The sequence below is a fragment of the Cupriavidus sp. LA-1 genome (assembly GCF_055385985.1).
On the sequence record NZ_AP031387.1, the window covers coordinates 2,873,484 to 2,899,365 of the forward strand.

The following is a 25,882-nucleotide window of genomic DNA, read 5'->3' on the forward strand; positions in this document are numbered from 1 at the left end:
CGCTTCAGCTGCCACGGTAGGTCGAGTACGACCAGGGCGAAACCAGGAGGGGCACGTGATAGTGCGCGTTGACATCGGCAATACCGAAGCGCAGGGGCACCACGTCCAGGAAAGCCGGCTCAGGCAGCTTCGTGCCTTGCGCACGGAAGTAGTCGCCGGCGGCGAATTCCAGCTCATACACGCCAGCGGCAAGGTCGGCGCCTTCCAGCAGCGGCTGGTCGCAGCGGCCATCGTGGTTGGTGACCACGGTTTTCAGGGTTTCGCGTCGATTGTCGACAATTTTATGAAGAGTAATCGACATGCCCTGGCCGGGCGTACCGGCAGCGGTGTCGAGTACGTGGGTGGTCAAGCGTCCCATCGTGTTTTTCCTTAGGCGATTGGGTTGTGAGGGGCGCCGCTGCCTTCACTAGCACCGTTTGTGGGAACGGTGCCCGCTCGGTACGTCTGGTAACGCATCCCGGCGCTGGGTTGGTGCGTGGCGACAATGCGCCTGCACCCACCCGGTTGGCAATTCAGGGATTTCCCTGAGTTGTCGAAAACCTGAGTCGGTTTTGTTGACAATATTGAAGCAGTAACCAAATAATTGTCAACAATTTTTGGATCACCGCTGCCTGATGTCCAGGATTTGCGGTGCTCCGCCTGACTGCCGGTGCCACGATGTCCAAGAGCCTGAAGCTGATTGCCGCCAACGCCGAGACCAAGGCCGACGCCGAACTGACCGAGATCCAGGCGGGCAAGCCCGCCAAGCCCGCACGCAAGGGCTCGGTCGAAGAGCGCATGTATCACGAGATCTACGACGCGATCATGGAGCACCGGCTGCCGCCGCGCACCAAGCTGACCGAGCATTCCCTGTGCGAGATCTATGCCACCGCGCGGCACACGGTGCGCAAGGTGCTGTCGCACCTGTCGGCCGACGGCATGGTCGACCTGGAACCCAACCGCGGCGCCTTTATCGCCAGCCCGTCCACCGACGAGGCGCACGACATGTTCGAACTGCGCCAGATGATGGAACGCGCGGTGCTGGAAAAGCTCGCCGCCATGCGCGACGTCAAGACTGTGATCGCGCCGCTGCGCCAGATGGTGGCCAGCGAGCGCCAGGCCTTCCTGACGCATGACCGCCCCAAATGGATCCGCCTGTCCGCCGAGTTCCACACGGCGCTGGCAGAACTGTCGGGCAACGCGCTGCTGGTCAACATGATGCGCCGGCTGGTGTCGCGCACCACGCTGATGATCGCCAGCGTGGAAGCCCCGGGCAACAACGCGTGCTCGTTCGATGAACACGAAGAGATCCTCGACGCACTTGAACAGGGCAATGCCGCGCTCGCCCAGTCGCGCATGGCGCACCACCTTGGCGCCTGCGCCGACCGCGTGCAGCCGGACGAGCCGGGCAATTTCGATCTTCGCAGCGTGCTAGGCCGCTCCACCTAGCACGGTGTTCCCGCCCTGCCCCGCATACAAGGCCAGACCTGGCGGCAAACAGCACCCGGCAGAGAAACGAGAGTGCTGAGACGACAGGCAGATAACGGTCCGGAGCCCCACCGGGATCCAGGACCGAGGCCAGGACAGTGGCGTTCCCATCAAACCAAAGGAGAGGAGACGCACCAATGAATTCCGCAAGCACCACGGTCCCCACGGACCTCACCAACGAGCGTTTGCCTTCCGGGCGCCTGCTCGCGCTCGGGTTGCAGCACGTTCTGGTGATGTACGCCGGCACGGTTGCCGTGCCCCTGATCGTCGGTGGCGCGCTCAAGCTGCCCAAGGACCAGCTGGCGTTCCTGATCAACGCCGACCTGTTCGCAGCCGGCCTGGCCACGCTGATCCAGGCCTTTGGTTTCTGGAAGTTCGGCATCCGCCTGCCGGTGATGATGGGCGTGACCTTCGCCTCGGTGGCGCCGATGATCGCCATCGGCACCGATCCCAATGTCGGCCTGCTCGGCATCTATGGCGCGGTGATCGCCTCGGGGATCTTCGGCATCCTGATTGCGCCGATGATGGGACGCATGCTGGGACTGTTCCCGCCGGTGGTGACCGGCACGGTGATCACGCTGATCGGCGTGTCGCTGATGCGCGTGGGCATCAACTGGGCGGCCGGCGGTCAGCCCACCACCCGCGCCGTGATCGATGGCGTGGTCAAGGAGGTGCCCAACCTCGCCTATGGCGACCTGACCAACCTGGGCATTGCCGGCCTGACGCTGCTGGTCATCCTGGTGCTGACCAAGTACGGCCGCGGCCTGGTGGCCAACTGCGCGGTGCTGCTGGGCATCATCGCCGGCACGCTGGTGGCGATGGCCATGGGCAAGGTGTCGTTCGAAGGCCTGAATGAAGCCAGCTTCGTCGCCGTCATCACGCCGCTGCACTTCGGCATCCCGACCTTCGAAGTGAGCGCGATCCTGTCGATGTGCATCGTCATGCTGATCACGCTGGTGGAATCGACCGGCATGTTCCTGGCGCTGTCGGACATCACCGGCAAGAAGCTGAGCAACGAGGACCTGACCCGCGGCCTGCGCGCCGACGGCCTGGGCACGGTGATCGGCGGTGTCTTCAACACCTTCCCGTACACCTCGTTCTCGCAGAACGTGGGCCTGGTGACGGTGACCGGCGTGCGCTCGCGCTACGTGGCGGCCGCCGGCGGCATCATCCTGATCGCCTTCGGCCTGTTCCCCAAGATGGCCCACGTGGTGGCCTCGGTGCCGCAGTTCGTGCTGGGCGGCGCCGGCATCGTGATGTTCGGCATGGTCGCGGCCACCGGCATCCGCATCCTGGGTTCGTGCGATTTCAACCGCAACCGCCACAACCTGTTCATCGTCGCCATCTCGATCGGCTTCGGCATGATCCCGACGCTGGCGCCGACCTTCTTCCAGTACCTGCCGAAGTGGACCGTGCCGTTCACCCACAGCGGCATCGTGCTGGGCACGATCGTGGCCGTGGCGCTGAACCTCTTCTACAACGGCATCCAGTCGCGCGAAGAGGCCATGCGCAACGCCGCCGCCAACTCGCACGGCACCGAGTAAGCGAGGCAACGGTATCGAAGTATCCGGCACCATCGCCACGATGCGACTGGCACGTTCGTTGCGTGACGGTCGCCGCTTGCGGGCAGCGCGGCGGTGCCGGAAGTTTTCCTGAAGCAAGCAAAGACACATGACAAAAGATAACTATCCACGCGATCTCGTCGGTTACGGTGCCCAGCCGCCGCACGCCCGCTGGCCGGGCGGCGCGCGCGTTGCGCTGCAGTTCGTCCTCAACTACGAAGAGGGCGGTGAAAACTGCGTGCTGCACGGCGACGCCGCCTCCGAGCAGTTCCTCTCCGAGATCGTCGGCGCCGCGGCCTACCCCGACCGCCACATGAGCATGGAGGGCATCTACGAATACGGCTCGCGCGCCGGGGTCTGGCGCCTGCTGCGCGAGTTCGAGAAGCGCGGCCTGCCGCTGACCATCTTCGGCGTATCGATGGCGCTGCAGCGCCATCCGGAACTGACCCGCGCCTTTGTCGAGCTGGGCCACGAAATCGCCTGCCACGGCTGGCGCTGGATCCACTACCAGAACATCGACGAAGCCACCGAGCGCGAGCACATGCGCATCGGCATGCAGATCATCAAGGACCTGACCGGCGAACTGCCGCTGGGCTGGTACACCGGCCGCGACAGCCCTAACACGCGCCGCCTGGTGGTGGAGCACGGCGGCGTCCTGTACGACTCCGATTACTACGGCGACGACCTGCCCTTCTGGACCGAAGTCGAAGTCACCGGCGGCGAGAAGAAGCCGCACCTGGTGGTGCCGTACACGCTCGACTCCAACGACATGCGCTTTGCCACGCCGCAGGGCTTCAACACCGGCGAGCAATTCTTCCAGTACCTGAAGGACGCGTTCGACGTGCTGTACGACGAAGGCGACCCGAGCGGCCAGGACAGCCCCAAGATGCTGTCGATCGGCATGCACTGCCGCCTGCTCGGCCGCCCGGGCCGCTTCCGCGCGCTGCAGCGCTTCCTCGACTATGTGCAGGGTCATGACAAGGTGTGGATCTGCCGCCGTGTCGACATCGCCCGCCACTGGGCCGAAACCCACCCCTACACTCCCCGGAAACAAGCATGAGCCAGACCTACACCATCGCCCAACTCAACACCATGCCGGTCGCGGAATTCGTGCAGGTGCTGGGCGGCATCTACGAACACTCGCCGTGGTTTGCCGAGACCGCTGCCGCGCAACGGCCCTTCGCCGACGCCGCAGCACTGACGCTGGCCCTGCGCAAGGCGGTCGATGAAGCCGGCGAGGCGGCCCAGCTCAAGCTGGTGCGCGCCCACCCGGAGCTGGCCGGCAAGGCTGCCGTGCGCGGCGAGCTGACCGCCGAGTCCACGCGCGAACAAAGCGGCGCCGGCCTGAACCTGTGCACGCCCGAGGAATTCGACCGACTGCAATCGCTCAACGCGGCCTACAACCACAAGTTCGGCTTCCCGTTCATCCTGGCCGTGCGCGGCTACGACCGCCACGGGATCATCGCGGAGTTTGCGCGCCGCCTTGAAAACACGCCGCAGCAAGAGTTGCAAACTTGCATCAACCAGATCCATCGCATTGCGCAGTTCCGCCTTGACGACTTAGTATCCGCCTGAGCAAAAAAGGCGTCACCTGTATAACAAAAAACGCTGTACCCGATGCCGCCGGCACCCCAATGCACCACCACACCGAGCCCGGCCAGGCGGCACGAACAAAAGCACCAAGACATTAAAAGAACCCGACAGGGACCCAGTACACAACGTTCCAAGCAGGATCAAACCACGGAGGTCTAACAATGCAGAAGCAGTACAAGCCGGCCCTGAAGCTGGCGGCAGTAGCGGCTACCCTTTTTTCCGGCGCGGCCATGGCCCAGTCCAGCGTCACGCTGTACGGCCAGGCTGACATGTTCGTCGGCGGCGTCAAGGCCCCGGGTTCGGGCGATCGCGCATGGGTAGCCAATTCGGGCGGCATGCAGACGTCTTACTGGGGTATCAAGGGCACCGAAGACCTGGGCGGCGGCACCAAGGCCATCTTCGACCTGAACGGTTTCTTCCGCACGGACAGCGGCTCGATGGGCCGCTTCAACGGCGACTCGATGTTCAGCCGCAACGCCTACGTCGGCCTGCAGAATGACAAGCTGGGTACGCTGAAGCTGGGCCGCAACACGACCCCGTACTTCATCTCGACCATCCTGTTCAACCCGCTGATCGACTCGTACGTATTCTCGCCGACCATCTTCCACACCTACTTCGGCGCCAAGAGCAATGGCGTGACCGATCCGGGCATCATCGGCGACTCGGGCTGGAACAACTCGGTGCTGTACTCCACGCCGAGCTTCGGCGGCCTCACCGCGAACCTGATGTATTCCGCGGGCGAGAAGGCAGGTGCTGCCGGCCAGAACAAGTGGGGCGGCAACCTGATGTACTTCAACGGGCCGCTCGCCGCGACCGTCGCGTACCAGCAGGTCCGCTTCGACGTGGTGGCCAGCGACCTGTCGGCAGCGGGCTTCAGCCGCCAGGATGCCGTCCAGGCCGGCGTCACGTACGACTTCAAGGTGGTCAAGCTGTTCGCCCAGGGCCAGTACATCAAGACCAAGGCCACCACGGCCGCCAGCGGCGACATCAAGCACACCAATGGCCAGGTCGGCGCCTCGGTGCCGATCGGTGCCGGCAACGTGCTGGCGTCCTACGCCTACGACAAGACCCAGAACTCGACCGCTGACTTCAAGCGCAACACGTTTGCCGTCGCCTACGACTACAACCTGTCCAAGCGCACCGACGTGTACGCCGCGTATTACTACGACAAGATCACCGGCAGCGAGCACGGCGATACCTTCGGCGTGGGCGTGCGTCACAAGTTCTGATGACGTAAGCGCCTCACCGGCAGTCCTGAAGCCCGCCTTCCCGGCGGGCTTTTTCATTGCCGCCTACGCATCACTCCCCGCAAGAATCCGCCGCCGCGATGCTGCACCGCGCCATCCCCTGCCAAGGCGCAGGGCAGATCGAAAATCGACGCTTCATAGGCGGATTCAATTGGAATGGCCTCAATACGCTTCCTAGATTGGTGTTCCAGGCCTGAAAAACCATAGCGAGCGAGGTGACTCATGCGGCGATATGCGAAGACCCGGTCCGAACTGATGGCCATCCTGAACCAGTGCCTCGATAACAACCCCGAGTGCGGCGAATGCGAGTTGCACGCGGTGCGAATGCACCAGCCTGACCATACCGGATGCAACTGGAGCGCCGAGGTCGATTTCCCGCAGGAGTCTGTCGACAATCTGGGCCACCACCTGGCGGCAGCCAAATCGATCATCGTGGTCATGCGCGAGCAATACAACGTGCTGCAATAGCCACCATGCCAGCCGCCCCTGCCGCGCGAATGCGGCGGGGCAGCAAGCAACAAAAAGCCGGGTCATCGACCCGGCTTTTTACATGGCGCGCGCCTGACGGCGCACCTGTCACAGCATCAACGCAGCGCGTTGCTCTCGGCCACCGCGACGGCCGTCATGTTGACGATACGTCGCGTGGTGGCTTGCGGGTTCAGGATGTGCACCGGCTTGGCCGCGCCCAGCAGGATCGGGCCCACCGTCACGCCCTGCCCGCCCGTGATCTTGAGCAGGTTGAAGGCAATGTTGGCGGCGTCCAGCGTCGGCATCACCAGCAGGTTGGCGCTGCCGGCGAGCTTGGTCGACGGCAGGAAGTGGCGGCGCACGTCTTCGTCCAGGGCTGCGTCGCCCTGCATCTCGCCTTCCACTTCCAGGTGCGGTGCCACCTTGGCCAGGATCCCCGCAGCCTCGCGCATCTTGCGCGCCGACGGCCGGGTGGAGGAACCGAACATCGAGTGCGACATCAGCGCCACCTTCGGGTGCAGGCCGAAGCGCGCGATTTCCTCGGCTGCCAGTTGGGTAATGGCCGCCAGCTGTTCCGCGCTCGGGTCGTCGTTGACGAAGGTGTCGGTGATGAACAGCGTATGCTTTTCCAGCATCAGCGCGTTCATTGCGGCAAACACATGCGCGCCCGGCGCCAGGCCGATCACGTCGCGTACATGTTCCAGGTGCGCCTCGAAGCGGCCCACCGTGCCGCACAGCAGCGCGTCGGCATCGCCCATGTGCATCAGCATCGTGCCGATCAGGGTGTTCGAGCGACGCAGCGCCACCTTGGCCATGTCAGGCGTCACGCCGTCGCGGCCGCGCAGCGCGTGGTAGGCCTCGTGGTAGGCGCGGTAGCGCGGATCGTCCTCGGGGTTGATCAGCTCGAAATCCACGCCCGGCTTCAGGCGCAGGCCGGCCTTCTCGATGCGCATCTGGATCACGTGCGGACGGCCGATCAGGATCGGACGGGCCAGGCCTTCGTCGACCACGGTCTGCACCGCGCGCAGCACGCGCTCTTCCTCGCCCTCGGCATAGGCCACGCGTTTGGGCGCGGCCTTGGCGGCCGAGAACACCGGCTTCATGATCATGCCGGTGTGGTAGACGTACTGGGTCAGTTGCTGGCGGTAGGCTTCCAGGTCCTGGATCGGGCGCGTGGCCACGCCGGACTCTTCGGCGGCCTTGGCCACCGCCGGCGCGATCTTCTCGATCAGGCGCTGGTCGAACGGCGTCGGGATGATGTAGTCCGGGCCGAACTTCAGCTCGCGGCCACCGTAGGCGGCGGCAACGGCGTCGTTCAGCTCGGCTTCCGCCAGGTCGGCAATGGCCTTCACGCAGGCCAGCTTCATCGCTTCCGTGATCTTGGTCGCGCCGCAATCCAGCGCGCCGCGGAAGATATACGGGAAGCACAGCACGTTGTTGACCTGGTTCGGATAGTCCGAACGGCCGGTGGCGATGATGCAGTCCGGGCGGGCGGCCTTGGCCACTTCCGGGCGGATTTCAGGCTCGGGGTTGGCCAGCGCCAGGATGATGGGCTGGTCGGCCATGGTCTTGACCATCTCGGCGGTCAGCACGCCGGCGGTCGAGCAGCCCAGGAAGACGTCGGCGCCATTGACGATGTCAGCCAGCGTGCGCGCCGAGGTGTCCTGCGCGTAACGCGCCTTGTTGGCTTCCATGTTGGCGTCGCGGCCAACGTAGATCACGCCCTTGGAATCGACCACCGAGATGTTCTCGCGCTTCACGCCGAGGCTGACCATGGTGTCCAGGCAGGCAATGGCCGCCGCGCCGGCGCCGGACACGGCCAGTTTCACCTTGCCGATATCCTTGCCGACCACCTTCAGCCCATTGAGCAGCGCCGCGCCCGAAATGATGGCCGTGCCGTGCTGGTCATCGTGGAAGACGGGGATGTTCATGCGCTCGCGCAGCTTCTGCTCGATGTAGAAGCACTCCGGCGCCTTGATGTCCTCGAGGTTCACGCCGCCGAGCGTAGGCTCCAGCGCGGCAACGATCTCGACGATCTTGTCCGGGTCGCGCGCGTCGAGTTCGATGTCGAACACGTCGATGCCGGCGAACTTCTTGAACAGGCAGCCCTTGCCCTCCATCACCGGCTTGCCGGCCAGCGGGCCGATATCGCCCAGGCCCAGCACGGCGGTGCCATTGGTGACCACGGCGACCAGGTTGGCACGCGAGGTGTACTCGGCAGCGGTGGAGGGGTCCTTGGCGATTTCCTCGCAGGCATAGGCCACGCCCGGCGAGTAGGCCAGCGACAGGTCGCGCTGGTTGGACAGCGCCTTGGTCGCGGTTACCTGGATCTTTCCCTTGGTCGGGCTGCGGTGGTATTCCAGCGCAGCGAGGCGCAGTTGCGCTTCAGGACTGTTCGGGGCATGTTGCGGTGCATCACCGCTGGTCTTGCTGCTCATTGGCTCGTCCGGAAAATGGCCCGGACCGGAAGCGCCCCTCTCCCGCCATGGTTCGGCTCGGCCTGATCAACAAGCGCCGGCAGCGAAGGACAACATCTGGCAGCGAAACTGACGATTCCGGCAGACAGGCCGGAAAAATCGAGCAGTTATTCTAGCCCACACGCCCGCGCAAAGTAGCACCGGCGCCCCCTGCAGGCCGCTTTTTTAGACGGAATGGTCAAGTTAAACAGCTTTTACCATTGCGTATGCAATGCCGGTGCAGAAGCATGCCTTTGCATGCATCCGCACGCATTGCCTGGCCGGACCATCTCGGGCCGGCCAGGCCGCCCTACCTGGCGTTCTTCTCGACCTCCAGCGTCACCCGGCGCGGACGGCCGCTCTCGGACGGAAAGTCGGTAAAGGCACTGCGGATCAGGTAGGGCATCACCGCCGGCAGGCTGCCGTTCTCGGCCTGGTTCTGCGCGGTGACCTGGTAGACCCGCTTGCCGCTGGCCGCATCCTTGAAATACACCCGCAGGCTGGAGAACGTCACCGGCACGTCGCGCACCACCGTCTGCGGCGGCCAGTAGCCCGGCCCCCACGGGCCCCACGGACCCCAGGGCCCCCACGGGCGGTAGTAGCCGGGCCCCCAATATGGGCCCCATGGGCCGTAGTCCGGGTAGACCGTCTCGGCCACGCGCACGAGGCCTGGCGCGCTGTCATAGTCCATGCTGACGCGATAGCGCGCCTGCCTGGCCGGCACCTGCTCGAAGCCGAGCCCCGTCAGCGCCGTGGCCAGCCACTGCTCATAAGTCTGCCGGTCCAGTTGCGCGGCCTGCTCGGCGCTGCGCTCGAAGCTGTACGTGCGCGGCGCATCGTTCTGCCAGCCCGCCTGGCGGAACGCCGTGACATCGGTCGTCACGGTGCTGGCGCATCCTGACAGCAGCAGCGCCGCCAGCAGCGCCATCGCCCCCCACCACCCGTGCGGCCCCGGCCTGATGCCTGCCGCCCCTGCCTTACCGACACCGCCTGCGCGCTGCCACATAGCGCTACCTCGCTTTCCTCTGTCCATTGAAATCCTGCGTGTCTCTGAGACCACGCCGATGGCGCGGAATTCCCCGGGCCGGGTTGGTGCGCTCCCCGCCAGACCGTGCCTCGACCCCTTGGCTACAATGAGGACTTCGGCGCCATGCTTTGCTTGCACGCACCTGGCCGCCCCCCTCTTTCCTAACGGTCTTCCGAAGACAGGATCCTTCCATGCTGCGCACCGACACGCCCGTTACCGTCTATCGCAAGGACTATACCCCGCCGCCGTTTGCCATCGACCATGCCGAGCTGGTGCTGGAACTCGATCCCCAGCGCACCGTGGTCACCAGCACGCTGCGCTTCGCGCGCCAGGCCGGCGCGCCCGACGCACCGCTGGTGCTGGCCGGCGAAGAACTCGAACTGATCGGCGTCAGCGTGGACGGCAAACCGGTCGCCAACGCCACCCAGGACGGCGGCACGCTGACCATTCCCGGCCTGCCGGCGCAGGGCACGCTGGAGATCACCACCGCGTGCCAGCCCGCGGCCAACACCACGCTGTCGGGACTGTACGTGTCCAACGGCAACTTTTTCACCCAGTGCGAGGCCGAGGGCTTCCGCCGCATCACCTATTTCCTGGACCGGCCCGACGTGATGGCCACCTACCGCGTCACGCTGCGCGCCGACCGCGCCGCGTATCCGGTGCTGCTGTCCAACGGCAACCTGGTGAGCCAGCGCGAACTGCCCGGCGGCCGCCACGAGGCCGTGTGGGAAGACCCGTTCCGCAAGCCGTCCTACCTGTTCGCGCTGGTGGCGGGCAAGCTGGAATGCATCGAGGAACGGATCCAGTCCGCTTCCGGCAAGGACAAGCTGCTGCAGGTCTGGGTCGAGCAGCGCGACCTCGACAAGACCCGCCATGCCATGGATTCGCTGATCCATTCGATCCGCTGGGACGAGCGCCGCTTCGGCCTGGAGCTGGACCTGGACCGCTTCATGATCGTCGCCGTGGGCGACTTCAACATGGGCGCGATGGAGAACAAGGGCCTGAACATCTTCAATACGAAGTACGTGCTGGCCAATGCGCAGACCGCCACCGACACCGACTTCGCCAATATCGAGGCGGTGGTCGGCCATGAGTACTTCCACAACTGGACCGGCAACCGCGTCACCTGCCGCGACTGGTTCCAGCTCTCGCTCAAGGAAGGCCTGACGGTGTTCCGCGACCAGGAGTTCTCGGCCGACATGATGGGCTCGGAATCCGGCCGCGCGGTCAAGCGCATCGAGGATGTGCGCGTGCTGCGCCAGGTGCAGTTCCCCGAGGACGCCGGCCCGATGGCGCACCCGGTGCGCCCCGACAGCTACGAAGAGATCAACAACTTCTACACGGTCACCGTGTACGAGAAAGGCGCCGAGGTCGTGCGCATGTACCAGACCCTGCTCGGCCGCGACGGCTTCCGCAAGGGCATGGACCTGTACTTCCAGCGCCATGACGGCCAGGCGGTTGCCTGCGACGACTTCCGCGCGGCCATGGCCGATGCCAACGGCCGCGACCTGAGCCAGTTCGGGCTCTGGTACAGCCAGGCCGGCACGCCGGTGGTGACCGCGCGCACGGACTGGAACGGCGACGACGGCAGCCTGACCCTGACCCTGTCGCAGCGCTGCCCCAAGGTCGGCATCGAGACCCGCGCCGGCACACCCGACAAGCAGCCCTTCCATATCCCGTTCGCGGTGGGCCTGCTTGGCGCGGACGGCAAGGACCTGCCGCTGCAGCTGGAAGGCGAAAGCGCGGCCGGCGCGACTACGCGCGTACTCGACTTCACGCAGGCCGAGCAGCACTTCCGCTTCATCAACCTGCCGCGCGGCGCCAGTGCGCCGCTGCCCTCGCTGCTGCGCAACTTCTCCGCGCCGGTGATCGTCGATGCCGAATACACCGACGCGCAGCTGACCTTCCAGCTGTCGCACGACAGCGACGCCTTCAACCGCTGGGAAGCCGGCCAGCGCCTGGCCACGCGCGCGCTGCTGCAACTGGTGGCCGACGTGCAGGCCGGGCGCGAGCTCAGGCTCGAGCCCGCGCTGGCGCAGGCCATGCGCGCGGTGCTGACCGACGACACGCTCAACCCCGCCTTCCGCGAACAGGCACTGGTGCTGCCCGCCGAGGCCTACCTGGCCGAGCGCATGGGCGTGGCCGATCCCGCCGCCATCCATCGCGCGCGCCAGTTCATGCGCGAAGGCCTGGCCCGCGCGCTGCAGGCCGACTGGCTCGCCGCCTACGAGGCCAACGCCACGCCGGGCCCGTACTCGCCCGACGCCACCTCGGCCGCCAAACGCGCGCTGCGCAACCTCGCGCTCGGCTACCTGGCCGACAGCGGCGACGCCGCGATGCACGCGCTGGCCGATCAGCAGTACCAGGCCGCCGACAACATGACCGACCGCTTCGCCGCGCTGTCGGCGCTGGTCAACAGCTTCGCCCCCGGCCGCGAGCATGCGCTGGCGGACTTCTACGCGCGCTTCGAGGACGACCCCTTGGTGATCGACAAGTGGTTCTCGCTGCAGGGCATGCAGCGCGGCGAGGTGGGCCCGCACGCAGGCAAGCGCACCATCGACACCGTGCGCGCGCTGATGGAGCACCCCGCCTTCAACCTGCGCAACCCCAACCGCGCACGCTCGCTGATCTTCAGCTTCTGCTCCGGCAACCCGGCGCAGTTCCACGCCGAAGACGGCTCGGGCTACCGCTTCTGGGCCGACCAGGTGCTGGCGCTCGACGCCATCAACCCGCAGGTGGCCGCGCGCCTGGCGCGCGTGATGGACCGCTGGCAGAAATACGAACTGGCGCTGCGCGACCGCATGCGCGCCGAACTGGAGCGCGTGGCCGCCAGCAGCACGCTGTCGCGCGACGTGCGCGAGATCGTCGGCAAGGCGCTGGCCGCCTGAGCGGCGCCCATGACACAAGGAGGCCCGCCAATGCCCCCTTTGCCCGGCCCCGCGTGGCCGGGCATGTAGAATTGCGGCCATCCAAGGAGAACCAACCATGACTCGCATCAGCCTCACCCGCTACCTGGTCGAGGAGCAGCGCAAGCACAACACGATCCAGCCCGAACTGCGGCTGCTGATCGAAGTGGTCGCGCGCGCCTGCAAGGCCATTTCCAACGCCGTCAGCAAGGGCGCCCTGGCCGGCGTGCTGGGCTCGGCCGGCACCGGCAACGTGCAGGGCGAAACCCAGCAGAAGCTGGACGTGATCGCCAATGAAGTGCTGCTCGACGCCAACGAATGGGGCGGCCACCTCGCCGCCATGGCGTCGGAAGAAATGGAATCGTTCTACGAGATTCCCAACCGCTACCCGAAGGGCGAATACCTGCTGATGTTCGACCCGCTGGACGGCTCGTCCAATATCGACGTCAACGTCTCGATCGGCACCATCTTCTCGGTGCTGCACATGCCCAAGCCGGGCCAGACCGTGACCGAGGCCGACTTCATGCAGCCGGGCACCCACCAGGTCGCCGCCGGCTACGCCGTCTACGGCCCGCAGACCACCCTGGTGCTGACCGTCGGCAACGGCGTGCAAATGTTCACGCTGGACCGCGAGGCCGGCAGCTTCGTGCTGACCCAGCCCAACGTGACGATCCCGGAAGACACCAAGGAATTTGCCATCAACATGTCGAACATGCGTCACTGGGCCCCGCCCGTGCGCCGCTACATCGACGAATGCCTGGCCGGCGAAGAAGGCCCGCGCGGCAAGAACTTCAATATGCGCTGGGTCGCCTCGATGGTCGCCGACGTGCACCGCATCCTGACCCGCGGCGGCGTCTTCATGTACCCGTGGGACAAGCGCGAGCCGGAAAAACCCGGCAAGCTGCGCCTGATGTACGAAGCCAACCCGATGGCCATGCTGGTCGAACAGGCCGGCGGCGCCGCCACCAACGGCCACCAGCGCATCATGGACGTGCAGCCCGAAAAGCTGCACCAGCGCGTCTCCGTGATCCTGGGCTCGAAGAACGAAGTGGAGCGCGTCACGCGCTACCACCTGGAAGCCGAAGGCAAGGCCTGAGTCCGGCCACGCGGCAATGAAACGGGGCGCCCAGGTGGCGCCCCGTTTTCTTTGGAGCCCAGCCGGATGGCATGGGCGGCACTAAGAGGCTTCACAAGGCAAAAAAACGCTGCTATTATTGCGGGCTGTTCCAGTTCACCGGAACGTGTTGCCGAAGTAGCTCAGTCGGTAGAGCAGCTCATTCGTAATGAGAAGGTCGGGGGTTCGATTCCTCTCTTCGGCACCAATAGAATCAAGCACTTAGCCCAGCCATCTCGGTTGGGCTTTGTTGTTTCTGGGCGTCATGTAACCACCATGCAGCCATGATGCAGGGGTTTTCGCTCGCGCGACACAGTGCTCCTGCGCGATCCATTGCCCCTCCCCCATCGCTTTCACGCGAACTCGTCCCAAGCATTCTCCGGCGTGTAGCCAGCCCTGTCGACGTGCTCCGGAATCCAGCTTGAAGAGCGGGAAAGCCGAACAGGCAATGCCTGATTGAAGCCCGGGGTTGCAGGGCAGGCCCTCGATCTGTGACATGCGCAGAAAAGAAAAACCCTCGACCAAGGTAGTCGAGGGCTATGCCCATCTAATGACGGAAAAAAGGGCCCCTGAGGCCTGGGGGCGGTCCCCAGGGCCCGTAAAGGCGAGGCCACCAGCCCCGCTTATTCAATGTTGGGCGCTTGTCATTGGATCGGCATCGGCCTTAGTGCCTAAATCGGCGCCTCAAGAAGTGTGTTTCAACGGTGAATGGGTAGCGCGCGCATCTAGTGCGGCCGCGTGCCGACTGACAAAAAAACAGCCCTCGGCCAGGGTTGGCGAGGGCTGAAACAGTGGTGGGCTAGTCGCGGGACCGACCCGAAACTTAGCTGCCGCTGGGCTTGCCCACCGAGAAATTCACCTGATACGTGCTGGGCGTGACAAACGGGGATCCATACCATGCCAGCGTCAGCCCGCCCAAGGGCAGTTGCCAGACTTCACGGCAGGTGGTTGCCGCGCCGGCCGAAGTCGCGCAGGCATTGGCGGCGCGGTGACGCAAGCCGTTGAACGGATTGTTGTAGCTCACCTGGTCTGTATGGTTATCCGCAAAGGTGCGGGTGACAGTCGTGCCGTTCACGGCCGTGATGGTATTGCTGTCGTCCGTGACGACGCTCAGGCCCGAACTGGTCACCGTGCTTTGCCAGAATGCGCTGGCGGTGCCGACCGCGGGTACGGACAGCGCCGTCTGCGGAGCAAACACGCCCACGCCCCCGACCATCGTGGCGATCCAGACCGTGTTCCCTTGCGCGTTCTGGAATCCATAGGCATGGAAGTCGACGGTGCCAGCCGAGGCGCCATCGTCGACCCAGTCGGCGCCGCCGTCCGACGTGGCGACCAGGTGCCCATAGGGCGTTTTGGTATCCACCGCGCAAGGGGAGCCGACTGAGCAGTTGGTGGCCGCCGTGGTGACGCCCTTCGAATAGTTGTGGGTGCCGTAGCTGCCCTGGGCCGACCCGCTCAGGGCCACATAGTTGTAGCCCCCGTTGATGGCGCTCGGGTCCATGGTCTGCTTGGGCATCGAAATCGAGAGCGTGCCGGTGCTGCCGCTGCCGTTGGTCCACACCGCCATCCCCGACTTGGCCACGAGCACGCGCGTCGAACCCGTATCGTTCAGCGTGAAATCGCAGTTCGTCGCGCCCTGGGTGAGCTGATAGTTCGCGCCACCCTTGGCGACCGTCAGCTTCAGCGCATCCACGGTCACCACTTGTGCAGACCCGTCAGAGAATTTGATCAGCCGGTGATCGCCGCTCTTGAGCGCCGGACAAGCCGAATTGGCCGCAGCCAGGACGGTGCCGAGGGCCGAGCCCGCCGACGCATTGGAACTGCCGGCAGTGCTGGCGACCGCCGTTCTCAGGTCGGCGAGGGTGGCGCCAGCGCTGGTCAGCATCGCTTGCAGCTTGTCCAGCACGCCGTCATAGCCCTGGCCGCTGCCGGCGCTGATCGCGCCGCCGATGAAATCGCCAACGCTCGAAGCATCAAAACCAGCGCCCTGCAGCACCTTGATCAGAGCGGATTGCGCGGTGCTGACGTCGGTGGCGCTCAAGGCCGTGGTCGGACCGAACGCTGCGACATACTGCGCCGGATCCTGCCCGGCCAACTGGGCAAGCAGCAACTCGGTGAGCGGCGTAACGCTGGCCTTGGCGCCGCTGCTCATCGAACCCGCGCCGGGCACCATGGAGTGCAGCACCGTCTTGCTGTCGCTGCTGGTGGCAGTCAGCACGCAAGGCAGACTGGCGCCGTTGATCGGCACCGAATAGCTGCCGTCGGTGGCCGTGGTTGCGGCGCCCGAACCGGACGCGCAGGTGACGTTGACCGATGCGCCGGACAACGCTGCGCCGGTGGCGACCACGCCGCTGATTGTCTGCGCCTGCGGCGTCTGCGCGGCCGGCTGACCGGAATCGCCGCCGCCACCGCATGCGGACAAGGCGAGCGCGGTAGCGCCGATTGCGATTGGTGTGAGCTTCATGATTTCCCCCCTTTCGGACCCGTTCTGTAGTGGCGTTGCATCGGGCGGATTCTGCCGAAGCCCAGGCAGCCGGGCATCATTCAGATGAATGAAAATCGAGCACCCTTTGGCATTTTTTTTAAAAGATTGTGCGCGGGCCACCACACTGGTGGTCAGGGGAGTTACAGCGCGTCAGCCTGTAACCTTGTGCGGACGACACCCACGGCCGCCGCCGCCGCGCCAAGTCGGGTAAAGTGCCGCCATGAAAAATTCTGTCCTGGCCATCTTGCTGGCGGCAATTCCGGCGCTGACCCACGCTGCGCCACTCGACGCGGCGCTCTCGTGCGGCGAATCCCCCAGCCAGTTTTTCTCGATGTTGCGCGCGCAACACCTGATCGAAGCGAGTCCGATGCATGTCGAACCCAACTCGGTCAATGCCTTCTGGCCAGCGCACGATGTCAGCCTGACCGCGTTCAATCACCATGTGTTTGCCGTCTTCGGCTACCAGCGCGGTGAGCCGCTGTTCAAGCCAGGTGACGGTTCCCCCGCGGACAAGCCACTCTACGGCGTGGTGGTGGTGGCAGGCATGGATTCGGTCAAGAAATCGCTCAAGGCCGCCGGCAGCAAGGCCAGCGTCGAGCGCGCGGCACCGTTCCTGACGGCGATCGTCTGCGAAGGCACCTAGCCTGCCGTACCTGTTCGGATGATGGGCACCGCCTGTGCGCTGATCCCGTGCAAAGGCGCATCGCAGCTATACACGAAGCACGGCAAGCAGGCCAAGCACCAGACCCACCACGCTGACGCCATACGACAGCATTTGCACCCACCTGCGCCGGGTGAGAATCGTGATGGCCGCCATCGCAATTGCCATCTGCATGGCCACCAATGCCTGCGCCCACCGGTGATGGCGGTGCACTGTCCTCTCGCTGGCTTCATCCGCTTCCTTCGCGGCCTTCTCTTGTGTCTCCGCCTTCAGGCGGCTCTGCTCCTTTTCCACTGCATAACGCCGCGCTTCCTGCATGGCCCGGTCGCGATCGACACCGGGCAACTGCGCGGCCAGTCCGGCGATCGCTTCCTTCTGCCCCTTCGCCTGGTAGTACGCCCATTGATTGGCCGCTTCGGTCTTGTGGATGGCGGCTTCGTTCTTCAATAGCAGCGCCTCATTCTGGGTCGCTCCGCCCTCGTACCCGAACACCGCGCCAAGAGTCGACAAGATTGCTGTCATGACCGCGATCCTGCCGGCGAGCTGGTCGGAGGACCCGGACTCGGCAGCATGGTCAAGCGCGTCATCATGGGCGCCACGCACCTCGAACTCTTCAGACATCCGCTCCCTCGCTTGTCTTTGACGTAGCCGCCGCCTACTTCGCCTTGTAGCCGGGCAGACCAACGGCCAGCTTGCCCCTTGCCAGCGTCACGGCGCGCTGCACCGCCGCGTGGAAGTCAGCCTTCAAGTCCTCGACAGCAATCGAGCGACGGAAGAAATCGGCCCAGACGAACTCGGCAAAAGCCGTAGGGGTCTTCTCATAGCCGCCGGCATCGCGCACATATCCGGCCAGGGACCGGTAGGGATCATCGACCAGCTTTTCCAGGTGATGCGGAATGGTCGAGTAATAGTGCCGCATGCCGTTCTCGTCCAGGGGATGAACCCACAGGTTCTTGTCCATCTCTTCCCAGAATTCATCAGGTCCGCAGGCTGACAAGTCCGACTCCACCGTGAAATAGCCGGTTTTGACGCCGGCCTCGAGTGCGGCCCGCCCCAGATGGTGGTGATCGGTGATGTACAGCTTGCCGCCTGGCCCGTCTACCGCCGGGATGGGATGGGCTTGCATGAACGCTTGTTGCTCCCCGGGCTTCAGCGAGGCCAGATGCTGCCTCTTGTCATTCACCTCGATCATGCCCACCGTGAGCTGGGTCGGGTGGAGTTCATGGATCAAGGATTCGCGGATCTTCGGCATACAGACCTCCTTCAGGAAACGAGCGGGCCATGGCGTCGCTCAGGAAGCGAGGGCAACAAAAAGCCCGCCGGGTGGCGGGCTGGCTGCCTACTTCTTATGGTGGGCCAGGCGGTCCCACCAGTAGTGAAGCGGATGCGCATGTTCAGGGTAAAGCGGCGACTTGTGAAAAAACTCTGCCCTGACGGCGAAAATATACAGAGCAATAATCGCGGCCGCCAAGATGATTCCTGCGAGCATGTTGACCTCCTGACAGAATGACGATCCGGTCTGTATTTTAGGTTGTCACCGCCAGGTCAGGGTAACCACAAGCCGGGCAGCCCCAGGGCTGTTTGCGCCGTCCGGCACGCGGATATGTCGTCGACTGCACTCCATTCCGGACTTGGGCGCGCCTTGCTTACGCTTGGCAAGCGTGGAAAAAGCATCACATGATCAGGGGCAGCGTCACGCTCTCCGGGCTTTTTGTGGCCCGAGATCCGGCGCATTCGGCGGTAGCGGCGGGCTCCCCAGCCGTTGCGCCCACCAGTAGCGGAAGGGATGGTCGAGGTCGGGATAAAGCACCGGTTGGCTGAAGCAGCCGGCACGCTTCATCAGGAGATAGGCGGCAAGCATGGCCGCCCAGAAAACTAGCAGTTCCACGATAACGACCACTCTTGTATTTCCAGGTGGCCGTTTTCATTATAGGTAGCCGTCTGCCCCAGGGGGCCGATGGCGCACCCCGTGGATACCCTAGGGCTGCCCTGGCTTCTCAGTACACCTCCGGCACGATCATCTCCTTCGGCACCGGCTGCCGCACGTAGTCCTCATGCCGCTCGCGGCCGGGCAGCACCACCGTGGGCGCTTCCACTTCCGCATAGGGCACCTGGGTGAGCAGGTGGTGGATGCAGTTCAGCCGCGCGCGCTTCTTGTCGTCGGCCTGCACCACCCACCACGGCGCCTCGGCAATGTGGGTGCGCTCGAGCATGGTTTCCTTGGCCTTGGTGTAGTCCTCCCAGCGGCGCTGCGATTCCAGGTCCATCGGGCTGAGCTTCCACTGCTTGAGCGGATCGTGGATGCGGCTGAGAAAACGCAGGCGCTGCTCGTCATGCGTGATCGAGAACCAGTACTTGATGACCTGGATGCCGGAGCGCACCAGCATCTTTTCGAACTCGGGCACGGAGCGGAAGAACTCTTCGTACTGCTCGTCGGAGCAGAAGCCCATCACGCGCTCGACGCCGGCGCGGTTGTACCAGCTGCGGTCGAACAGCACGATCTCGCCGGCGGCGGGCAGTTGCGCCACGTAGCGCTGGAAGTACCACTGGGTGCGCTCGCGGTCGTTGGGCGCGGGCAGCGCCGCCACGCGGCACACGCGCGGGTTCAGGCGCTGGGTGATGCGCTTGATCACGCCGCCCTTGCCGGCAGCGTCGCGCCCCTCGAAGATGATGACGATCTTGTGCCCGGTGGCAGCGACCCAGCTTTGCAGCCGCACCAGTTCGCCCTGCAGGCGGAACAGCTCGCGGAAATAGTGCCGGCGGCTGTCCTGCGCGGCCGGGTCGTCCAGTTGTACCGGGTCGCCGAAGGCCTCGCTGGTCTCGCGGTCGTCCAGTTCCAGTTCGATCTCTTCGTCGTAGTAGTCGGCCACCTCGTTGTGGATGCGCCGCACCAGTTCCGCCTCGCCCGGTCTCATCTGATCTGCTCTCCCTGTGGATACAACGCGGTCGCGGCGATACTCCCATGCCAGTATGGCAGCCGCGTGAAAGCGGGGGCAGGCCACCTGCCCTGCCCCGCCTTCCCGCCTGATCCTGCAGATTGCGCCAGTTACGCCGCGGGATTGATGTTGTGGTTATGGCGGAACAGGTTGCCCGGGTCGTAGCGCCGCTTCACCTCGACCAGCCGGGCGTAGTTGGGCCCGTAGGCCGCGCCGACGCGGTCGCTCTCTTCCTGCGTCAGGAAGTTCACATAGACGCTGCCCAGCGCGTATGGCGACGCCGCGCGGAAGACTTCACGCGCCCAGCTGATGCACTTGTCATCGTCCGCGGGCGCATCCCAGCGTCCGTGCAGGTTCATGATGAAGTTGGCGTCGCGGCTGCAGTAGGCGGTGGCGTCAGGCGCGACACGGTTGGTCTGCCCGCCCATGGCGCCGATGAAGATCTCGCATTGCGGCGAGGGCAGCTTGCCGATCTGCTCGACCAGCATCGTGATCAGTCCATCGTCCAGTCCGGCAAAGTTGTGCGATTTCCAGTAGTTGCGCGCGCCCGGCGTGAGCAACGGATCGAAGGCCTGCTGCCATGCCGCGAGCGGCATGGGACCAACATGCTCGCCATAGGGTGTGCCCAGCTTGCGCAGTGGCTCGACCAGTTGCGGGCCTTTGTCCGGAGGGCCGATATAGCAGATCGCCAGTGCCGCGATCGGCTTGCCGTGCGCCTCGGGCGGCAGGAACGGCAGCGGCGGCGCCTGGCGCAGCACGACCCAGACGGTCAGCTCGTCCGGCATCGACTTGAACAGTTCGCGGTAGGCCGGCAACACCGCGGCGGCCTGTTCCAGCGGATAGACGATCAGGCCGCCGTAGACCTCGGGGCCGACCGGGTGCAGCCGGAACTCGAACATCGTCACCACGCCGAAGTTGCCGCCGCCGCCGCGCAGCGCCCAGAACAGGTCGGCATTTTCGTCGGCGCTGGCGCGCACCAGCTTGCCGTCGGCGGTCACGACCTGCGCCGACACCAGGTTGTCGACGGTGGTGCCGAACTTGCGGCTGAGCCAGCCGAAGCCGCCGCCCAGCGTCAGCCCGGCCACGCCGGTGGTGGAATTGATGCCCAGCGGCGTGGCGAGGCCAAAGGCCTGCGCCTCATGGTCGAAATCGCGCAGTGTCGCGCCCGGCTCCACATAGCCGCGTTGCGCACGGGGATCGATGCGCACGGACTTCATCTGCGACAGGTCGAGCACCATGCCGTCCTCGCAGATCGCCAGCCCGCCGATATTGTGGCCGCCACCGCGTATCGACAGCAGCACGCCGTGGTCGCGCGCGAAGTTGACCGCGGCGATCACGTCGGCAGTCCCCGCGGCCTGCACGATCAGTGGCGGGCGGCGGTCGATCATCGCGTTCCAGATGCGGCGGGCCTCGTCGTAGCCGCTATCCTGTGGTTGCAGCAGGCGCCCGCGCAGTTGCGCCCTGAGTGACTCGATGTGTTCCTGCGATGGCTGGGCCATGATGCGCCTCCCGATTCTGGTTGGAAACATCGGAGGGCGCGGCGTCCGGGTACGGGGAAATGGCCACGAGGACCGATGACTCCATCATTTAAGGCAGGCACCGGATGAATGTAAATGGGGCTTCGGCCCCACGCCCACGTTACGCGAGCGGGTACCCCGCCAAGTGCCGCGGCGCGATCATGCCGGTGGACCGTCCTATCATTGAGGAACCGCCGGCACGGTGCTTCTGCCGTCCGGCCAGGCCATGAACACAGCCAGCCACCCTCCCCTGTTCCTGTGCGGCGACGTGATGACCGGACGCGGCATCGACCAGATCCTGGCGCACCCCAGCCAGCCGCTGCTGCATGAATCGTATGTGCATTCCGCGCTTGACTACGTGCGCCTGGCCGAGCGCAAGGCCGGTCCGATCGCGCGCCCCGCCGCGCCGGCATATCCCTGGGGCGATGCGCTGGCGGAAATGGAAAGCCGCGCCGCGCAGCCGCGCATCGTCAACCTCGAAACCGCCATCACCACCAGCGACGATGCCTGGCCCGGCAAGGCGGTGCACTATCGCATGCATCCGGGCAATGTCGCCTGCCTGCAGGCCGCTGGCATCGGCTGCGCGGTGCTGGCCAACAACCATGTGCTGGACTGGGGCCGCGCGGGCCTGGCGGAGACGCTGGCAGCGCTTGACGGGGCGCATATCGCGCATGCCGGTGCCGGCCCCGACGAGGCCAGCGCGGCGCATGCGGCCACGCTGCCGCGCCCCGGCGGCGGCCGCGTGCTGGTGCTGGCCTTCGCCATGGAAAACGCCGGCACACCCGCGGCCTGGCGCGCCAGCGCCGGGCATTCCGGCGTGAACCTGCTGGACGACTGGTCCGAGGCAGCGCGCGAGCGCATTGCCGCGCAAGCGCGCAAGCTCAGGCGTGCCGGCGACGTGGTGGTGGTATCGATCCACTGGGGTCCGAACTGGGGCTATCGCATCGACCCGGCGCAACGCGCCTTTGCCCGCGGGCTGGTGGCAGGCGGCGACGTAGACGTCGTGCACGGGCATTCGTCGCATCATCCGCTGGGCATCGAGCTGCATGCCGGCAAGCCGATCCTGTACGGCTGCGGCGATTTCATCAACGACTACGAAGGTATCGGTGGCTACGACACTTACCGGCCAGACCTGGCGCTGATGGCCTTCGTCAGCTTCGATGCCGGTGGCCGCGCCGACCTGCGGCTGGTGCCATTGCGGCGCAGCCACTTCCGGCTCGCGCATGCGCGCGAAGTGGATGTGGCATGGCTGCAGGCCATGTTCGAAGACGAGGGACGCGCACTTGGCACGCGCGTGGAACGCAGCGGGCTGCATGAGTTGCGCCTGTGGGCGGCCTGAAGGCGGCTCTGGGGCGCCGCCACGAAAAAGCCCGCCTTGGTGGCGGGCTGTCCGAGTGTGAGTCGCCAGACGTCAGTGACGATGAATCATGTGATCAAACCAGGTCCGCACCGACTGCTCCTGCTGCTGCAGCAGCGTCGGGTCTTTCTCACGCAGCATCCAGATGACAAATGCGGCGCACGCGACCAGGGCGATCAGGACCAGCGCGGTGATCAAGGTAGCAGCCATAGCAACCTCCGTTGGGTAGTGGTTGCACCTACAGTGTAGTTCGCCCGGCAGCCAGCGCAGAATGCAGAAAGGCCAGCCTCGATGGCTGGCCTTTCCGGTGATTCAAGTGCCACGTGTGTCGGTTCGGTGTAACGCTTCCACAGAGTGCTGATCCGCTTCTGCATTCATTGCCCGACGCTAGCTCTCTCGCCCATCCTGCGGCACCCCAGGACATAGCTGCAGCATAGTACAAAACGCAGCGGATACCAGCGCGGTTCAGCTAACGGCAATGCGGTCGTCGACCAGCCGGATCAGGCCGCCAGGCTTGTCTTCCATCACTTTGAGCACGCGGCTGCCCACCTGCAGCGTGACCCCGCCATGGATGCGGCGCGCGGCGTCGATGACCGCATCGGCGGCCGGCTGCATCTGCTGCCCCAGTTCGGTCAGACGCGCCTCCAGTTCGAACAGGTCCCGCGACAGCTTGAACAGGGTCGCGCGCGCCTTTTCGCGCAGGTCGCCCACGGCCCGCTCGGGATGCCTGGCAAAGAAGTCCACCAGCTGCCTGACCTTGTTCTGCTCTTCCAGGATGCGGCGGCGCTCGGCTTCCAGCGCGGCGCGCTGCGCGTCGGCGTAGGGATTCAGGCCGACCTGGATGATGGTGGCGGTACCCGCGGGGGCGCCCAGCACCGCGGCACGCACGGCCAGCGTGGCGCGGCTGCGGCCGCCGCTGATGCTGCCCTGCACGCCCTTGCCGCCCACCACGATGTGTTCGCCGGCAGCGACGTCGCTCTGCCGGATGCCGCTCTCGACATTGACTCCGGTGCCGGCTTCGACCACCGCATTCTCGATAAAGCGCGCCTTCACCGCGCCCTTGCAGCGCACGCTGGCGCGGCTGATGCCGCCTTCGGCGCGGCCGGTCTCGGCCTTGCCGATGATGCCGCCCTTGACGATGACATCGCCGCCGGCCTCGACGCTGGCGGCTTCGATGGTGCCCTCGACCACCACGTCGCCGGTGACGTTGACCGACATGCCGGTGCGGATGTCGCCCGAGACGCGCAGCGTGCCGTCGAACGCCACGTTGCCCGAGTGCAGGTCGACCGATTCCACCTGCACCACCGGGCTGACCGAAATGCCGTACACGCCCGCCACCGGCGATCCCGCGATCACCGCGAGCAACAGGTTGGGATCGTCGGCATCGGCGGCAGCGCCGGTCAGGCCCTCGGCGAAAGGCGGGTCTTCGACCGGGTCGGCGGCGACGGGCTTGCCGAACACGTCCACGCCGTCATTGCCATGCACGGCCGGGACGCGGCGCATCAGCGGCGTGCCGGGGCTGACCAGCAACAAGTTGCCCAGGTCGCGCAGGTCGACCTTGCCGGCCTCGTCTTCGGCCTGCGCCGGCTTGCGTGCCTCCAGCAGGCTGATGAAGCGCGCCGGCTTCCCCTGTCGCGGCGCGACGCCGGCGGCAATCGTGCGCAGTTCGCAGCTGCCATCCGCCAGCGCGGCATCGAGTGCCAGGGCCTGGACCGGTGCCACCACGCCGCGCTCCGCCACGGCGCGGCGGATATCCTCAGCGCAGACCGGGCGGCCGCCTTCGGCAGGCATCAGCGTCAGCCGCACCGCCAGGCCATCGCCGGTAATGTCGAGTTCGAAGGCGCCGTCGATGAGCGTGCCGATCGTGGCATCGATCTCATGCTCGGCGCGCTGGCATTGCGCCAGGAACTGCGCCACGGCACGCGCATCGAGCCGGGCACCGGTCCAGCCCAGGCGGTCCAGGTATTGCCGCAGGCTGGCCTGGTCCGGCGGCAGCCTGCCTGGCTGCGGCGTGTAGCGCGCATGCACCTGCTCGCCTGGCTCGGCCAGTTCCAGGCGCAACCCGGATTCCTGCGTCATGCGTCCCCTGAATCGTCTTGCGGCGGCACGGCCGGTGCCGGCGCTCCGCTTGTTATCGATCCATTACCAACGGCAGGAGTGCTGAGAACTTTAGCGCACAGCACCTCGCGCCGGCGGGGCTGCCGTCGCCTTCGCGGACCAGCCCCGGGGACGATCCCGATGACCGGGCTACTTGACCGAGACCACCTCGATAGTGCCGGCCTGGCCGTTCTGCACCACCTCCTGCTTCATGACCAGGCCCATGTCGGGGCAGTACCAGTCCGTGACGCTGGCGGTCGCCGGCGGCACCGACACGGTGTGGCCCGCCACCGTGACCGGCGCCATGGTGGTGCTGCGCTCGTAGCGGACCGGCCAGCAGGATTTCTGGCCGAGGCGGGTCGGGATGGTCGCGCGCTTGCCCACGACCTTGCCGCCGATGGTGACCTTGGCGGACGGGATTTTGGCCTGGCCGGCGCTCTGGCCGGCCGCGGTCATCTGCAGGTCCATGCGCACCGTCTGCGACTCGCCCGGCAGCCGTTGCCCTTCCGCTTCCACGACGCCGCCGTAGGCAAGGGTGCCGACCGCGCTGCTGTCGAGCATGCCCGAGGCCGTGCCGGCGGCGCTCTTGCCCTCGACCTTGCCCGGCGCGCCGCCGCGCGAGATGGTCAGGCGGTCTTCGATCACCGCCATGGTGTAGTCCAGCCGCGTCTCGTTGGCCGATCCGGCCGCGGCCACGTTCGACACGACGCTGATATTGGCATTGCACTGGCCCTTGCCCGACTTGCGCACGCCCGACACGGACATGGTAGCCGAGCCCGGCGCACCGCCCTGCATGGTCATGCGGATCTCGCCGCCCTCATGCATCCATGGCGCATCGCAGACGCCGGCCGAAGCCGCCGCCGGCAACAGCAGGGCAGCCAGGGCCATGCTTGCGCCAAGCGCCGCACGGCGGTTCAGGGATTGGCGCGCGGTGGCGCGGGCGGAATTCTTCGGCATCTTTCGTCTCTCGATTGGTCAGTTCAACAAAA

General features: G+C 65.8%; 24 protein-coding genes and 1 tRNA gene. 11 read left to right on the forward strand and 14 right to left on the reverse strand.

Features of this window, described 5'->3' with window-relative positions; all coding sequences use genetic code 11:
- Nucleotides 1–4: 4 nt before the first annotated feature.
- Entirely contained in the window at nt 5–358 is a 354-nt protein-coding gene (gene uraH / locus ACZ5MJ_RS13400) for a hydroxyisourate hydrolase (protein ID WP_029044808.1), read from the reverse strand.
- Between the two features lie 299 nt (nt 359–657).
- Here uraH and ACZ5MJ_RS13405 point away from each other — a divergent pair, with 299 nt between their 5' ends.
- The 5 genes from ACZ5MJ_RS13405 (at nt 658) to ACZ5MJ_RS13425 (ending at nt 5,851) form a co-directional block, all read left to right on the forward strand.
- Entirely contained in the window at nt 658–1,428 is a 771-nt protein-coding gene (locus tag ACZ5MJ_RS13405; protein ID WP_464223718.1) for a GntR family transcriptional regulator, read from the forward strand.
- 176 nt (nt 1,429–1,604) lie between these two features.
- Nucleotides 1,605–3,011, forward strand: coding sequence for a nucleobase:cation symporter-2 family protein (locus ACZ5MJ_RS13410; protein WP_464219913.1), 1,407 nt, complete (start codon nt 1,605–1,607; stop codon nt 3,009–3,011).
- 127 nt (nt 3,012–3,138) lie between these two features.
- Nucleotides 3,139–4,089: an allantoinase PuuE gene (puuE, locus tag ACZ5MJ_RS13415; RefSeq protein ID WP_464219915.1), complete on the forward strand. Its 951-nt coding sequence runs from the start codon at nt 3,139–3,141 to the stop codon at nt 4,087–4,089.
- Complete coding sequence (uraD, locus tag ACZ5MJ_RS13420; RefSeq protein WP_464219916.1) at nt 4,086–4,604, forward strand: 2-oxo-4-hydroxy-4-carboxy-5-ureidoimidazoline decarboxylase; 519 nt, start codon at nt 4,086–4,088, stop codon at nt 4,602–4,604. Before puuE ends, uraD begins: the two co-directional genes overlap by 4 nt.
- Before the next feature lie 179 nt (nt 4,605–4,783).
- Nucleotides 4,784–5,851 (forward strand): porin, encoded by a 1,068-nt coding sequence (locus ACZ5MJ_RS13425; RefSeq protein WP_464219917.1) that lies wholly within the window; start codon nt 4,784–4,786, stop codon nt 5,849–5,851.
- Nucleotides 5,852–5,904: 53 nt separating this feature from the next.
- Here the strand turns inward: ACZ5MJ_RS13425 and ACZ5MJ_RS13430 are convergent, their stop codons facing one another.
- Nucleotides 5,905–6,093, reverse strand: a complete 189-nt coding sequence (locus ACZ5MJ_RS13430) for a hypothetical protein (protein ID WP_464219918.1) — start codon at nt 6,091–6,093, stop codon at nt 5,905–5,907.
- Between ACZ5MJ_RS13430 and ACZ5MJ_RS13435 the strand changes: the two genes are divergently transcribed.
- On the forward strand, nt 6,092–6,337 hold the full coding sequence (locus ACZ5MJ_RS13435) for a hypothetical protein (RefSeq protein ID WP_078195677.1): 246 nt from the start codon (nt 6,092–6,094) through the stop codon (nt 6,335–6,337). The two genes, ACZ5MJ_RS13430 and ACZ5MJ_RS13435, sit on opposite strands and share 2 nt — an antisense overlap.
- Before the next feature lie 116 nt (nt 6,338–6,453).
- Here ACZ5MJ_RS13435 and ACZ5MJ_RS13440 read toward each other — a convergent pair whose 3' ends face one another.
- On the reverse strand, nt 6,454–8,775 hold the full coding sequence (locus tag ACZ5MJ_RS13440; protein WP_464219920.1) for an NADP-dependent malic enzyme: 2,322 nt from the start codon (nt 8,773–8,775) through the stop codon (nt 6,454–6,456).
- 328 nt (nt 8,776–9,103) lie between these two features.
- Nucleotides 9,104–9,721, reverse strand: a complete 618-nt coding sequence (locus ACZ5MJ_RS13445; RefSeq protein WP_464223719.1) for a DUF4136 domain-containing protein — start codon at nt 9,719–9,721, stop codon at nt 9,104–9,106.
- 290 nt (nt 9,722–10,011) lie between these two features.
- On the opposite strand from ACZ5MJ_RS13445, the gene pepN reads away from it, so the two are divergent.
- From pepN to ACZ5MJ_RS13460, 3 genes are all read left to right on the forward strand, one after another.
- Nucleotides 10,012–12,708, forward strand: a complete 2,697-nt coding sequence (gene pepN / locus ACZ5MJ_RS13450; protein ID WP_464219921.1) for an aminopeptidase N — start codon at nt 10,012–10,014, stop codon at nt 12,706–12,708.
- Between the two features lie 97 nt (nt 12,709–12,805).
- On the forward strand, nt 12,806–13,822 hold the full coding sequence (locus ACZ5MJ_RS13455) for a class 1 fructose-bisphosphatase (protein ID WP_464219922.1): 1,017 nt from the start codon (nt 12,806–12,808) through the stop codon (nt 13,820–13,822).
- A 150-nt stretch (nt 13,823–13,972) separates the two neighbouring features.
- Nucleotides 13,973–14,048: transfer RNA gene (locus ACZ5MJ_RS13460), tRNA-Thr, on the forward strand.
- A 615-nt stretch (nt 14,049–14,663) separates the two neighbouring features.
- On the opposite strand, the gene ACZ5MJ_RS13465 is transcribed toward ACZ5MJ_RS13460, so the two are convergent.
- Entirely contained in the window at nt 14,664–16,445 is a 1,782-nt protein-coding gene (locus tag ACZ5MJ_RS13465) for a hypothetical protein (protein WP_464219923.1), read from the reverse strand.
- Nucleotides 16,446–16,545: 100 nt separating this feature from the next.
- Here ACZ5MJ_RS13465 and ACZ5MJ_RS13470 point away from each other — a divergent pair, with 100 nt between their 5' ends.
- Nucleotides 16,546–16,968 carry a hypothetical protein gene (locus tag ACZ5MJ_RS13470; RefSeq protein WP_464219925.1) on the forward strand — a complete coding sequence of 141 codons (423 nt, stop codon included), beginning with the start codon at nt 16,546–16,548 and terminating at the stop codon, nt 16,966–16,968.
- A gap of 66 nt (nt 16,969–17,034) precedes the next feature.
- Here the strand turns inward: ACZ5MJ_RS13470 and ACZ5MJ_RS13475 are convergent, their stop codons facing one another.
- The 6 genes from ACZ5MJ_RS13475 to ACZ5MJ_RS13500 all read right to left on the reverse strand — a co-directional run bounded on the left by ACZ5MJ_RS13475 (nt 17,035) and on the right by ACZ5MJ_RS13500 (nt 21,421).
- Entirely contained in the window at nt 17,035–17,607 is a 573-nt protein-coding gene (locus tag ACZ5MJ_RS13475; RefSeq protein WP_464219927.1) for a DUF4337 family protein, read from the reverse strand.
- 34 nt (nt 17,608–17,641) lie between these two features.
- Nucleotides 17,642–18,238, reverse strand: a complete 597-nt coding sequence (locus ACZ5MJ_RS13480) for a ParB-like protein (protein WP_464219928.1) — start codon at nt 18,236–18,238, stop codon at nt 17,642–17,644.
- Nucleotides 18,239–18,325: 87 nt separating this feature from the next.
- On the reverse strand, nt 18,326–18,475 hold the full coding sequence (locus tag ACZ5MJ_RS13485; RefSeq protein WP_464219929.1) for a hypothetical protein: 150 nt from the start codon (nt 18,473–18,475) through the stop codon (nt 18,326–18,328).
- Between the two features lie 204 nt (nt 18,476–18,679).
- Nucleotides 18,680–18,874, reverse strand: coding sequence for a hypothetical protein (locus tag ACZ5MJ_RS13490; protein WP_464219931.1), 195 nt, complete (start codon nt 18,872–18,874; stop codon nt 18,680–18,682).
- 109 nt (nt 18,875–18,983) lie between these two features.
- Nucleotides 18,984–19,901 (reverse strand): polyphosphate kinase 2, encoded by a 918-nt coding sequence (gene ppk2 / locus ACZ5MJ_RS13495; RefSeq protein ID WP_464219933.1) that lies wholly within the window; start codon nt 19,899–19,901, stop codon nt 18,984–18,986.
- Between the two features lie 131 nt (nt 19,902–20,032).
- Nucleotides 20,033–21,421, reverse strand: a complete 1,389-nt coding sequence (locus tag ACZ5MJ_RS13500; protein ID WP_464219934.1) for an FAD-binding oxidoreductase — start codon at nt 21,419–21,421, stop codon at nt 20,033–20,035.
- Nucleotides 21,422–21,665: 244 nt separating this feature from the next.
- Here ACZ5MJ_RS13500 and ACZ5MJ_RS13505 point away from each other — a divergent pair, with 244 nt between their 5' ends.
- The gene (locus tag ACZ5MJ_RS13505; RefSeq protein ID WP_464219936.1) at nt 21,666–22,778 is read left to right on the forward strand and encodes a CapA family protein; all 1,113 of its coding nucleotides are present in this window, start codon (nt 21,666–21,668) and stop codon (nt 22,776–22,778) included.
- Between the two features lie 72 nt (nt 22,779–22,850).
- On the opposite strand, the gene ACZ5MJ_RS13510 is transcribed toward ACZ5MJ_RS13505, so the two are convergent.
- The 3 genes from ACZ5MJ_RS13510 to ACZ5MJ_RS13520 form a co-directional block, all read right to left on the reverse strand.
- On the reverse strand, nt 22,851–23,006 hold the full coding sequence (locus tag ACZ5MJ_RS13510; RefSeq protein ID WP_464219937.1) for a hypothetical protein: 156 nt from the start codon (nt 23,004–23,006) through the stop codon (nt 22,851–22,853).
- Nucleotides 23,007–23,261: 255 nt separating this feature from the next.
- Entirely contained in the window at nt 23,262–24,875 is a 1,614-nt protein-coding gene (locus ACZ5MJ_RS13515; protein ID WP_464219938.1) for a DUF342 domain-containing protein, read from the reverse strand.
- A gap of 168 nt (nt 24,876–25,043) precedes the next feature.
- Nucleotides 25,044–25,850, reverse strand: coding sequence for a hypothetical protein (locus ACZ5MJ_RS13520; protein ID WP_464219939.1), 807 nt, complete (start codon nt 25,848–25,850; stop codon nt 25,044–25,046).
- Between the last annotated feature and the right edge of the window lie 32 nt (nt 25,851–25,882).